Annotated in this window: 11 protein-coding genes and 2 pseudogenes; 9 read left to right on the top strand and 4 right to left on the bottom strand. The window is 71.0% G+C overall.

From position 1 onward, the window contains the following. A pseudogene (locus PUR53_RS47930) lies at nucleotides 1-1988 on the top strand (hypothetical protein); the annotation flags it as partial. Between the two features lie 71 nt (nucleotides 1989-2059). Here PUR53_RS47930 and PUR53_RS47925 read toward each other — a convergent pair. Further along, nucleotides 2060-2528: pseudogene (locus PUR53_RS47925) on the bottom strand (ATP-binding protein); the annotation flags it as partial. A 477-nt stretch (nucleotides 2529-3005) separates the two neighbouring features. Between PUR53_RS47925 and PUR53_RS47920 the strand changes: the two are divergent. The 5 genes from PUR53_RS47920 to PUR53_RS47900 all read left to right on the top strand — a co-directional run bounded on the left by PUR53_RS47920 (nucleotide 3006) and on the right by PUR53_RS47900 (nucleotide 6961). Beyond that, nucleotides 3006-3788 carry a helix-turn-helix domain-containing protein gene (locus PUR53_RS47920; protein ID WP_329912632.1) on the top strand — a complete coding sequence of 261 codons (783 nt, stop codon included), beginning with the start codon at nucleotides 3006-3008 and terminating at the stop codon, nucleotides 3786-3788. Next, nucleotides 3785-4000, top strand: a complete 216-nt coding sequence (locus PUR53_RS47915) for a DUF397 domain-containing protein (protein ID WP_329912613.1) — start codon at nucleotides 3785-3787, stop codon at nucleotides 3998-4000. Before PUR53_RS47920 ends, PUR53_RS47915 begins: the two co-directional genes overlap by 4 nt. A gap of 247 nt (nucleotides 4001-4247) precedes the next feature. Then, nucleotides 4248-5216 (top strand): DUF4394 domain-containing protein, encoded by a 969-nt coding sequence (locus tag PUR53_RS47910; RefSeq protein WP_329899382.1) that lies wholly within the window; start codon nucleotides 4248-4250, stop codon nucleotides 5214-5216. 123 nt (nucleotides 5217-5339) lie between these two features. Then, nucleotides 5340-6344 carry an aldo/keto reductase gene (locus tag PUR53_RS47905; RefSeq protein ID WP_329912631.1) on the top strand — a complete coding sequence of 335 codons (1005 nt, stop codon included), beginning with the start codon at nucleotides 5340-5342 and terminating at the stop codon, nucleotides 6342-6344. A 26-nt stretch (nucleotides 6345-6370) separates the two neighbouring features. Continuing rightward, on the top strand, nucleotides 6371-6961 hold the full coding sequence (locus tag PUR53_RS47900; RefSeq protein ID WP_329912612.1) for a TetR family transcriptional regulator: 591 nt from the start codon (nucleotides 6371-6373) through the stop codon (nucleotides 6959-6961). 55 nt (nucleotides 6962-7016) lie between these two features. Here PUR53_RS47900 and PUR53_RS47895 read toward each other — a convergent pair whose 3' ends face one another. Next, nucleotides 7017-7481: a VOC family protein gene (locus PUR53_RS47895; protein WP_329899380.1), complete on the bottom strand. Its 465-nt coding sequence runs from the start codon at nucleotides 7479-7481 to the stop codon at nucleotides 7017-7019. Nucleotides 7482-7502: 21 nt separating this feature from the next. Between PUR53_RS47895 and PUR53_RS47890 the strand changes: the two genes are divergently transcribed. Together PUR53_RS47890 and PUR53_RS47885 are read left to right on the top strand one after the other, a co-directional pair. Continuing rightward, entirely contained in the window at nucleotides 7503-8198 is a 696-nt protein-coding gene (locus PUR53_RS47890; RefSeq protein ID WP_443080453.1) for a CGNR zinc finger domain-containing protein, read from the top strand. A 16-nt stretch (nucleotides 8199-8214) separates the two neighbouring features. Next, nucleotides 8215-8619: an SRPBCC domain-containing protein gene (locus PUR53_RS47885; RefSeq protein ID WP_329899378.1), complete on the top strand. Its 405-nt coding sequence runs from the start codon at nucleotides 8215-8217 to the stop codon at nucleotides 8617-8619. A gap of 28 nt (nucleotides 8620-8647) precedes the next feature. On the opposite strand, the gene PUR53_RS47880 is transcribed toward PUR53_RS47885, so the two are convergent. Both PUR53_RS47880 and PUR53_RS47875 read right to left on the bottom strand, forming a co-directional pair. Beyond that, nucleotides 8648-8854, bottom strand: coding sequence for a hypothetical protein (locus tag PUR53_RS47880; protein WP_329899377.1), 207 nt, complete (start codon nucleotides 8852-8854; stop codon nucleotides 8648-8650). Between the two features lie 319 nt (nucleotides 8855-9173). Beyond that, entirely contained in the window at nucleotides 9174-10619 is a 1446-nt protein-coding gene (locus PUR53_RS47875; protein ID WP_329912610.1) for an MFS transporter, read from the bottom strand. Between the two features lie 81 nt (nucleotides 10620-10700). On the opposite strand from PUR53_RS47875, the gene dusB reads away from it, so the two are divergent. Next, nucleotides 10701-11855, top strand: a complete 1155-nt coding sequence (gene dusB, locus PUR53_RS47870; RefSeq protein ID WP_329899375.1) for a tRNA dihydrouridine synthase DusB — start codon at nucleotides 10701-10703, stop codon at nucleotides 11853-11855. Nucleotides 11856-11864 lie beyond the last annotated feature (9 nt).

Below are 11864 nucleotides of genomic sequence, written 5' to 3'. Positions count from 1 at the left end.
GGGACTGGCAGGCGGCGCTCGTCTCCATCACCGAAGCCGTCGAAATCCGCCGTACCCTCGCCCAGGCCAACCCCGCCGCCCACCTCCCCGACCTCGCCATGTCCCTGAACAACCTCTCCAACCGGCAGAGCGGGACTGGGGACTGGCAGGCGGCGCTCGTCTCCATCACCGAAGCCGTCGAAATCCGCCGTACCCTCGCCCAGGCCAACCCCGCCGCCCACCTCCCCGACCTCGCCGGCTCCCTGAACAACCTCTCCAACCAGCAGAGCGATACCGGGGACTGGCAGGCGGCGCTCGGCTCGATCACCGAAGCCGTCGACCACTACCGCGCCCTCACCCGGGCCAACCCGGCCGCCCACCTCTCCGACCTCGCCGGCTCCCTGAACAACCTCTCCGGCTGTCAGAGCGAGAACGGGGACCGGCAGGCAGCACTCGCCTCCATCACCGAAGCCGTCGACCTGTTCCGCACTCTCACCCAAGACAACCCCGCCGCCCAGCTCCCCAACCTCGCCATGTCCCTGAACAACCTCTCCAACCAGCAGAGCGAGACCGGAGACCGGCAGGCGGCGCTCGTCTCCATCACCGAAGCCGTCGAAATCCGCCGTACCCTCGCCCAGGCCAACCCGGCCGCCCACCTCTCCGACCTCGCCGGCTCCCTGAACAACCTCTCCAACCGGCAGAGCGATACCGGGGACCGGCAGGCGGCGCTCGTCTCCATCACCGAAGCCGTCGAAATCTGCCGTACCCTCACCCAGGCCAACCCGGCCGCCCACCTCCCCGACCTCGCCGGCTCCCTGAACAACCTCTCCAACCGGCAGAGCGAGAACGGGGACTGGCAGGCAGCGCTCGCCTCCATCACCGAAGCCGTCGACCACTACCGCACCCTCACCCAGGCCAACCCCGCCGTCCACCTCCCCGACCTCGCCATGTCCCTGAACAACCTCTCCAACCAGCAGAGCGAAGCCGAAGTCGCCTCCTCCGCCTGGGAAAACGCCATCACGGACCTGGAGTTCAGCCCTCTTGCCCAAGCGGAACTTCGTTCCCACTACGCCGCGTACCTCGCCGCGCACGTTGACGTGAGTCTCGCGGTCGAACAACTCGTCCAGGCGGCGCAAGCCTGTGGTGTCGGCGACCGATCGCCCCTGAGCCGGGCCAGGCAACGGGTACGGGGTGCCGCAACGAGTCTCGGCATCCAAGATCCGCGACTTCCCGATTGGGCCGTCGGCTCCCTCCCCGACGACGTTCTGGAACTTCTCGATCAATGGGCCAGCGCCATCGACTGGCCCACCACCGAGGCATTCCTGCACGCGCATGCCGACCGGCTCCGGCAACCGGACTTCCGCCGTGGCCTGGAACTGGCTGCGGCTCTCTTCCCCGAAAGCCCGGTCATCGACGAACTCACAGGCTTCCTCGGCCAGATCGACGCCGAAGGCCTTGACGTCATCCTGGACCGTGGAAGGCACTACAACGAGGTACGTCAGACGCTCGACGCGTGGATCGCGACTCCCACCTGGGCGGAGTCCAAAGATTTTCTCGACGGGCACGACAGCATCCTGCGCGCACCGGAAGCCCAGGCACTGCTCGCCGGGGCAGACGCACCCGAGGCGCGTCAGCACCTCGCTATCCTCCAGCTCACCGGAGGCCTCTCCTCCGACCAGGTCTACGAGATCGTCACCGACCCGGACGTTGCGACCGAGCATGCCTTCGCCGCTGTCGACCAGGCAGATGTCCTGCTCATGCGCCGCGTCGTGACCGCCCACCCGGCGCTGCTCACCGGCATCACCGGGGCGTTCTTCGCCACCGTGTCCGCTGCGGCCAATGGCGCCACCGACCAGGCCCGTCAGCTCGCCCAGGCCATCGCCGAGCGTGGCACCGACACCCAGCGCCGTGCCTACGCGATCCGGCTCCGTGCTCTCGCCGGGCTCCCCGCCGCGCTGGCCGGGGCAGGGGAACTCGCCGATGTCATCCACCCCGACAAGCACTCCTGATCGGCTGCTTGGCCGGAGTCGGAGCTGCGACTGACCGGGGCCTGCCTCTCGTTGCTCAGGCCCCTGGGCGCGTACTCCGCCCACACCGTCTTGCCCGGTCCCTCGGTGCGCGGGTGCCAGTCCCAGCGGGTGGCCAGGTGGGACACGAGGAGGAGTCCGCGTCCGGCCGCCTCGGCCCCCGGCCCGTCCGGGACGGCGGCGGGGCGGCGCGGGGGGGCGTTCCGCGCGGGTGTCGGTGACCTCGATGCGGGCGGTTTCGGAGTGTGCGTCGACGTGCAGGCGGAGGTGGAAGTCACGGCCGGGGACATGCCCGTGCCGGACGGCGTTCGCGGTCAGCTCGGCGACGATCAGCACGATGTCGTCGTGGGCCTCGGTCCCGTAGGGCAGCCCCCAGGCGTCCAGCCGGACGGCCGCCAGGCGACGGGCGAGCCGGGCTCCCCGGGGCGTGGAGGTGAAGCACATCTCGAAGGCCTGGTCACGGGGACCGGAGTCGGCCCTCAACTGCGGGGCGGGGGTGGGGCTGTCGGGCTTGGTCGTCATGCCGAACACGGTCCCGCCCGTGGCGTGGCGCGGCCAGTGATGACGCGCTGACGCTTCCCGCTGTACGCACGGCGTCGGTACGGGTACGAACACGTTCTGCGGTTCTGGCCGGCGTAGAGCGCGCGTTGTGCGGCGTCGCTTGGCTGGTGATGCGCGTGGTGGCGGTGGTGCCAACGGGGCTGCCGGGCTTGGTCGTCGTACCGAACACGGTCCCGCTGGTGGCGTAGCGTGACCGGTGGTGACGCACCGACACGGGCCGTTGTACGCGTGGGGTGGGTGCGGGTACGAGGCGTGCGGCGTATCGGCGTTCCCTGCGGGGGCGTTGGGCCAGGGAGGCGGTGTTCGATGACTGAGCGTACGGCTACGGCGACGGCTGCGGGACCGGAAGAGGGCTTTCCGCCGGGCGAGGACGGTGGAGGAATCGTGAGCCCCGGGGGTGGCGGCGAGAGCGGCAACGGCGACGCCGGGCGAGCCGTGATGGCGGCGTTCGGGCAGGCCATGAAGACGTTGCGGTTACGCGCCGGGCTGGATCGCGAGGAGTTCGGGCGGCGGATCGGGTACTCCACCGCCACGGTGGCGTCGTACGAGCAGGGACGGAGGACTCCGTCGCCCCGCACGATCGACAAGGCGGACGAGGTGTTGGCGGCGGACGGGCTGCTGTGCCTGTGGAAGGAGCAGGTGGAGCGGGCGCAGTATCCGGTGTTCTTTCAGGGGATGGCGGCCTTGGAGAAGGAGGCCGTTGAGCTGGTCGTGTACGACACGTTGGTGGTCAACGGCCTCCTCCAGACCGAGGAGTACATGAGGGCACTGCTCGGCATGCGGTGCCCGCCGCTCGACTCGGAAACCATCGAGCAGCGGGTGATCGCACGACTCGCCCGGCAGGAGATCTTCGATCGGCGGCCCGTACCGCTGTTGAGTTTCGTGATGGACGAGTCAGTACTGCGGCGCCGATACGGCGGAAAGGGCGTGCTGCGGGGGCAGTTGGAGCAGCTCCTGCTGATCGGGCAGAAGAGGAACGTGGCGCTCCAGGTCATGCCGCTCGACAGTGACGAAAGCGCCGGTGTGGACGGACCGTTCACGATCGTCTCGCGCAGTGACGGAAAGAGGTTCGTCTACGCCGAGGCGCAGGGAACCAGCGCTCTCCAGACCGACCCAGAACGCGCGGTTCTCGCTGCCGCCCGTTATGGGATGATCCGATCGCAGGCTCTCACTCCGCGAGAGTCACTGGAGTTCATCGAAGGGTTGCTGGGATCGCTATGAACATCGTCGAGTCCTCGACCGTCGTATCCGGCCTCGCCTGGTTCAAGAGCAGCTACAGCGGTGCCGAGGGCGGTCAGTGTGTAGAGGTCGCTGCCGCTACGGCAGTTGTGTATGTCCGGGACTCCAAGGCCGCCACCGGACCCGTTCTCACCGTGTCGCGAGCGGCGTGGGCGGGGTTCGTCGGGCTGGCCTCGTCGGAGCGGGGCGTCTGACGCTCGTACGATCGCGAGAGCCCTGCCGGTTCCTTTCGGACGGCAGGGCTCTCCCGTGTGTGTGGGTGCCTGTCAGTTCTCGGTGTTCCTCCGAGAGCGGATGAATGGTGTCCAACAGAGCGTGGAGGGAACTTCGGTAGTTCCGGAAAAAATCTCCTACGACCCACCAATCCGGACCCCCCGCCGGTTCCGAAGGAGAGGCACACGGCCCGCAGAGGGCGGGCCGCGCATCTTCACGGGGGCGTTCATGCGCAAGCAAGCGGTCATCGGCGTACTGACCATGGCGGTGGCGATCGGGACGGTCGGTGCCGTCGGAACCGGGGCACTGGGCGGATCCGGGGCGTCGGGCGGATCGGCGGCGTCCATGGGGGTCTCGGCGAGCGGCTCCTCGGGCGCCGGGGCCGGAATCGAGTCCAAGGGTGGGGTCCTCGGCGGTGGCGCGAAGGTGCCCGGCGGGCTGAAGGCCGTCGGTCTCACCGCCGACCAGCGGCTCGTGGTCTTCCGCGTCGACAAGCCCGGCGCCGCCGTCCCGCTCGGCAGGGTCCGCGGCCTCAAGGGCGACACCAGGCTCGTCGGCATCGACTACCGCGTCCAGAACAACAAGCTGTACGGGGTCGGCGACAAGGGCGGCGTCTACACCCTCCGCGAGGTGGGCGCCAAGGCCACCAAGGTCTCCCAGCTCACCGTCGCCCTCCAGGGCGCGGCGTACGGCGTCGACTTCAACCCCGCCGCCAACCGCCTGCGGGTGATCAGCGACACCGGGCAGAACCTCCGCCACAACCTCGACGACCCCCAGGGCGCCCCGGCCGCCGGCACCACGGCCGTCGACGGCGTCCTCACCAACCCGCCGGTCCCGCCCGCCACGGCCGGCGTCACCGCCCGCGGGGTGACCGGAGCGGCGTACACGAACAACGACCTCGACACCGCCACCGCGACCACCCTCTTCGACCTCGACACCGCCCAGGACCAGATCTCCGTCCAGTCCCCGGCCAACGCGGGCAACCTCGCCCCCACGGGCAAGCTCGGCGTCGACGCCCCGCTGAACACCGGGTTCGACATCTATGGCTCGGCGAGGAGCGGAGGGAACGCCGGGTACGCGGTGACGGGGGCACGGCTGTTCACCGTCGACCTGCTGACGGGGCAGGCGAGGCCGACGGGGGCCTTCCCGAAGGGCCGCCAGGTGGTGGACCTGGCGATACCGCTGCGACAGGGCTGACGGCAGCGGCAGAGCCGTGACCTCCGGGGGGTGAGCGGCGGCCGAGGCAGGGCTGACAAGTGACAGCTGACAGATATTGAAATCTGTCAGCTGTCATGTCATCGTGGAGGCATGACGACGACGATGCAGACCCGCACCCTCGGATCCACCGGCCCCCAGGTCTCCGCCCTCGGCCTCGGCTGCATGGGCATGTCCGCGCTGTACGGCGGCGCCGACCGGGCCGAGTCGATCGCGACGATCCACGCGGCCCTCGAAGCCGGGGTCACCCTGCTGGACACCGGCGACTTCTACGGCATGGGCCACAACGAACTGCTGATCGGCGAAGCCCTGCGCACCGCGCCCGCGGCCCACCGGGAGCAGGCCCTGACCAGCGTCAAGTTCGGCGCGCTGCGCGACGCGGACGGCGGCTGGTCCGGATACGACGGTCGCCCGGCGGCCGTGCGGAACTTCGCCGCCTACTCCCTCCAGCGCCTCGGCGCCGACCACATCGACGTCTACCGGATCGCGCGGGTCGACCCCGACGTGCCGATCGAGGAGACGATCGGCGCGATCGCGGACCTGGTCGAGAAGGGGTACGTCCGCCACATCGGCCTGAGCGAGGTGGGCGCGGAGACGATCCGCCGCGCCACCGCGACGGCCCCGATCACGGACCTCCAGATCGAGTACTCCCTCATCTCGCGCGGCATCGAGCGGGAGATCCTGCCGACCGCGCGCGAACTGGGCATCGCGGTCACGGCGTACGGCGTCCTGTCCCGTGGGCTGATCTCCGGCCACTTCACCCGCGACCGGCAGCTGGCGCCGGGGGACTTCCGGGCCTTCTCGCCCCGCTTCCAGGGGGAGAACCTCCAGCACAACCTGGACCTGGTCGACGCCCTGCGGAAGATCGCCGAGCAGAAGGGGGCGTCGGTGGCCCAGATCGCGATCGCCTGGGTGCTCTCGCGCGGGGAGGACATCGTCCCGCTCGTCGGGGCCCGCCGCCGGGACCGCCTCGCGGAGGCGCTGGGCGCGCTGGAGGTGACCCTGGACGCGGCCGACCTCGCGGCGATCGAGGCCGCCGTACCGGCCGACGCGGCGGCCGGCGAACGCTACCCGGCCGCCCAGATGGCACACCTCGACAGCGAGCGCTGATCCCGCCGCCGGGTACGGTTCCCCCCATGTCACCGACCTCCGAGACCCTGACCGCCGAGCGCATCCTCGAAGCGACCGAGGAGGTCCTGCGCCGCCACGGGCCCGCCAAGGCCACCGTGGTCGACGTGGCCCGCGCGCTCGGCGTCAGCCACGGCAGCGTCTACCGCCACTTCCGGTCGAAGGCGGTGCTGCGCGAGGCGGTGACGAAGCGCTGGCTGGACCGTACGACGGCCACCCTGACCGCCCTCGCCGCCGAGGAGCGCGATCCGGAGGACCGGCTGCGCTCCTGGCTGGCCGCGCTCTTCGAGGCCAAGCGCCGCAAGGCGGGCGACGACCCGGAGCTGTTCGCCACGTACCAGGTCCTCACGGAGGAGAACGGCGAGGTGGTCGGCGCCCATATCGCCGAGCTGACCGACCAGTTGACCCGGATCGTCCGCTCCGGAGTGGACTCCGGGGAGTTCGCCTCCACCGACCCGGCCGGCACCGCCCGGGCCGTCTTCCACGCCACGGCCCGCTTCCACGACCCCTCCTACGCCCCCGCCTGGGGGCAGCCGGACATCGAGGCCCAGTTCGAGGCGGTCGTGGAGCTGGTGGTGCGGGGCCTGCGCACCCGCTGAGACCGCACCCGCTGAGACCGCAGCCGCAGCCGCAGCCGCCCCGCGCCGACGCGGGCTACGCCACGCAGAACTCGTTGCCCTCCGGGTCGCGCATCAGCCACCAGTGGCCCGCCGGGCCCCGGTCGAACTCCTCGACGCGGGTGGCTCCCAGCGTCTCCAGGCGGCCGGCCAGGGCCTCCAGGCCGTCGGGGCCCGCGTGGACGTCGATGTGCAGGCGATTCTTGACCGTCTTCGGTTCGGGGACGTCCTGGAAGAGCAGACGGCGGCCCTTGCCGATGCCGGTGAAGGGGTCGTACGGGTCCTCCGGGTGGCGGATGGCGGCGTAGCCGCGGAAGACGCGGTGGCCGTTGTGCTCGGCCACGGCGGCCTCGGGGAGGTCGCCCGTGGCGAGGAGGTGGGTGATCAGGGTGCTCGGGTCCTCCACCTCGTAGCCGAGCGCCGCGGCCCAGAAGTCGGCCAATGGCTGGGCGTCCCGTGTGTCGATGACCAGTTTCCAGTTCAGTGCGGTGGTCGTAGCCATGTAACCGGTTATATTGGTTACATGGGTTCGACGTCCAGGGCATCGGCTGCGCAGGGGGTGTCGGGAGTGTCGGGTGCATCGCAAGTGTCGGAAGTATCGGATGCGAGTGGCATCCGGCTCCGGTCCCACTCCGGGAAGGTCTACCGGTTCGATCCGGGCGCCCTGTGTCTGGAGCTGCTCGTCACCGGCGGCCCCGGCGCCCTGACCCGCTACGAGGTGCTGCACACCCCCGCCGACCTGGTCGCATGGGTCGAACAGTCCCGGCTCACCCCCACGCCCCCCGCCCTCCGTGTCACGGCGGACGACGTGGCGTACGCCCGGCGGCTGCGCGACGCGCTCACCCGTACGGCCGTCTCGCGTGTCGTCGGCGGCGCCGGGCTCCCCGAGCTGGGCATCGCCGCGGCGGACACGGCCGACCTCGACCTCGTCAACGAGGCCGCGGCCCGCCCCCCGCTGGCCCCGGCGATCGGCGCGGACGGCACCCGGGGCTGGGCCGACGGTACGGCGGCCGGCGCGCAGCTCCTGTCCACCGTCGCCCGCGACGCCATCGACCTCCTCACCGGGCCGTACGCGCAGCGGATCCGGATGTGCGCCGGCGACCGCTGTTACCTCCTCTACGTCGACACCTCACGTCCGGGCCGCCGCCGCTGGTGCTCGATGGAGCACTGCGGCAACCGCCACAAGGTCCGCGCCCACCGCGTACGGCAGAAGTCCTAGAGAAAGGGTGATCCCCATGTCCGCTCGATCCACCGGACTCACCAAGGACGCCGGATGGCAGGTCGGTGTCTCCCGCACGCTGCCCCAATCACCTGCCGCCGTATGGGAGTTCATCAGCGGGCCGCGCGGGCTGGAGCTGTGGCTCGGGGCCGGGGCGCGGCTCACCCCCGAGCCCGGTGCCGGATACGAGACCGACGCGGGCGCCTCGGGCGAGGTGCGCGGCTATCGCCCCGGTGACCGTATCCGCGTCACCTACGGCGACACGACCGTCCAGGTCGCCGTCTCGGCGGCCGGCGGCGGCAGGTCCGTACTCGTCTTCCACCAGGAGCGCATGGCGGGGCCCGAGGAGCGGGAACGTCAACGGGCGCACTGGCGGCGGGTGATGGACCGCGTCGCCGAGGAACTCGACCGACCGGCCTGACGACAGGGGCGTGGGGAGCCCGCGGCGGTCACGAGTCCGTGGGGTCCACCGTCGCCTGGTGGGCCTCGGCGAGGTGCTCCTCCGCCTTCAGCCACGGGAGGAACTGCGCGCCCTTGCGCCAGCCGCAGGTGTCGCAGCTGACGGTGCGCTGCACGCCCGAGCGCTGGACGTGCACGGTGTGCTGCCGGCCGTGCTGGTCCCAGCGGCTCACCCTGCTCGTGTTGATCTGCTCCATGACGTCTCCAGCCGACACCCTCACGGCTCCGCGACCGTGAAGTCCGTGTGGTGCGTGCGGTCTGTGAGGAGTGTGCGGCAAGACCAACATCAACAGGGGGGATGGTCCGAGGAGTTGTCCCAGGCGTTACCTCATGTGCCGTCTCAGGAACAGGGAAAGGTGCGGCCCGGTGGGGCTTCTCGCGCAGTTCCCCGCGCCCCTAAAAGCACTGGGCGCGCCCCATGCTTTTAGGGGCGCGGGGAACTGCGCGAGCAACCACGACGCACCCGCACTCGCCTCGAACGGAGCGAACCCGCCCTACGAGCGGAGCGAACCCGCCCTACGAGCGGAGCGACTCCGTGTCCCGTACCTCCGGTGACTCCAGGCGCTTCGCCGTACGCGCGGCGGTCTCCCGGGCCCACGTGCCCGTGGTGAGCGCGCCCAGGATCAGGACGGCGAAGCCGCAGGCCGCGACGATCCACCAGGCGGGGCGGGCCGCCGCGACGAAGGAGTCGGCGTACGAGGACGAGCCGATGCCCGCCGCCAGGACCGCGCCTATCACCGCGACCCCCAGCGTCTGGCCGATCTGGCGGCTGGTGGAGGCGACCGCGGCGGCCACCCCGGCCTGGGCGCGCGGCATGCCGGAGACGGCCGTGTTGGTGATCGGCGCGTTGACGAAGCCGAAGCCGAGGCCGAAGAGGACGTAGCCGATGACGAGCGTGACGTTGTCGGTCTCGGCCTCGAACGCCGCGAAGAGCACCCCGCTCGCGGTCATCGCGACCCCGGCGATCAGGAGCGGGAGACGCGGTCCCCGGCCGCCGACCAGCCGCCCGGCGATCGGCGCGCAGACGAAGCACAGCAGTGCCATCGGAAGCATCCACAGCCCGGCGTGCAGGGCGTCGAGGCCGCGGACGTTCTGCAGGTACAGCGTCGACAGGAACAGGAAGCCGCCGAGCGCGGCGAACGCGCTGACCGCCGTGACCGTCGCCCCGCTGAACGGCGCCGAACGGAAGAAGCGCAGGTCGATGAGGGGTTCCGCGCGGCGCGGCTCGTAGCGCAGGAGGCCGAGGAGCGCGGCGAGCGCGACACCGGCGAGGGCGAGGGTCTCGGCGACCGGCGCGGTCGGCGCCTCGATGATCGCGTACGTGAGGGAGCCGAGCAGCACGATGACGAGGAGCTGCCCGACGGGGTCGGGGCGGCGGGCCTTCGGCGCGCGGGACTCGGGGACGTGCCGCCAGGTCAGCAGCAGCGCGGCCAGCCCGACCGGCAGGTTGATCCAGAAGATCGCGCGCCAGCCGACCGACTCCACGAGGAGCCCGCCGATGATCGGCCCGGCGGCCATCGAGATGCCCACCACCGCACCCCAGATCCCGATCGCTCGGGCCCGCTCGCGCGGATCCGTGAACGTGTTGGTGATGATCGACATCGCGACCGGGTTGAGCATCGAGCCGCCGACCGCCTGCACCATCCGGAAGGCCACCAGCGATTCGAGGTTCGGGGCGAGGGAGCACAGCAGGGAGCCGATCGCGAAGACGACCAGGCCCGCCATGAAGACCCGCTTGCGGCCGATCCGGTCCGCGGTGGAGCCTGCAAGCATCAGCAGTGAGGCCAGGACCAGGGTGTAGGCGTCGATGGTCCACTGCAGACCGGCGAGGCTCGCGTCGAGGTCGCGCTGCATCGAGGGCAGGGCGACGTTCAGGACGGTGTTGTCCAGGCTCACGATCAGGAGGCTGGTGCAGCAGATCGCGAGCACCAGCAGACGGTGGCGGCGGCTGAGCTCGGGCATGCGCCCCATCGTACGCCCGACTCTATAGTGCGCCTAACTAATGAATCGCGGGCATGGGTCCGGGTGCGTGACAATGGAGGAATGTCCACGCCCGTGTCCCTCGCCCCGGCCCCCCTCCGGATCGGCCCGCACACCGTCACCCCGCCCGTCGTCCTGGCCCCGATGGCCGGGATCACGAACGCGCCCTTCCGCACCCTGTGCAGGGAGTTCAGCGGCGGCAAGGGGCTGTTCGTCAGCGAGATGATCACCACCCGGGCGCTGGTCGAGCGCAACGAGAAGACCATGCAGCTGATCCACTTCGACGCGACCGAGAAGCCGCGCTCGATCCAGCTGTACGGCGTGGACCCGGCCACCGTCGGCAAGGCCGTCCGCATGATCGCGGAGGAGGGCCTCGCCGACCACATCGACCTCAACTTCGGCTGCCCGGTCCCGAAGGTGACGAGGAAGGGCGGCGGCTCCGCCCTCCCCTACAAGCGGAACCTCCTGCGCGCGATCCTCCGCGAGGCGGTCAGCGGCGCCGGCGACCTCCCGGTCACCATGAAGATGCGCAAGGGCATCGACGACGACCACATCACCTACCTCGACGCCGGCCGGATCGCTGTCGAGGAGGGCGTCACCGCGATCGCCCTGCACGGCCGCACCGCCGCCCAGCACTACGGCGGCACGGCCGACTGGGACGCCATCGCCCGCCTCAAGGAGCACGTCCCCGAGATCCCCGTCCTCGGCAACGGTGACATCTGGTCGGCGGAGGACGCGCTGCGGATGGTGCGCGAGACCGGCTGCGACGGGGTGGTCGTGGGGCGCGGCTGCCTCGGCCGCCCGTGGCTGTTCGCCGACCTGGTGGCGGCCTTCGAGGGGCGCACCGAGGACATCGCGCGGCCCGTTCTCCGCGAGGTCGCCGACATCATGGTCCGGCACGCCACGCTCCTCGGCGAGTGGATCGGCGACGAGTCCAAGGGCGTCGTCGACTTCCGCAAGCACGTCGCCTGGTACCTCAAGGGCTTCGCGGTCGGCTCCGAGATGCGCAAGCGGCTCGCCATCACCTCCTCCCTCGCCGAACTGCGCACCGGGCTCGACGAGTTGGACCTCGACCAGCCCTGGCCCACCGGCGCCGACGGCCCGCGCGGCCGCACCTCCGGCAACAACCGCGTCGTCCTGCCGGACGGCTGGCTCAAGGACCCGTACGACTGCGCGGGCGTGGGCGAGGAGGCCGAACTCGACACGTCCGGCGGGTAGTTGCTTCGG

It is taken from the genome of Streptomyces sp. SP18BB07, from assembly GCF_036322545.1.
Classification (GTDB): Bacteria; Actinomycetota; Actinomycetes; order Streptomycetales; family Streptomycetaceae; genus Streptomyces; species Streptomyces deccanensis.
Note: the sequence above shows the minus strand (reverse complement) of the source record. Positions and strands in the feature narration are given on the sequence as shown.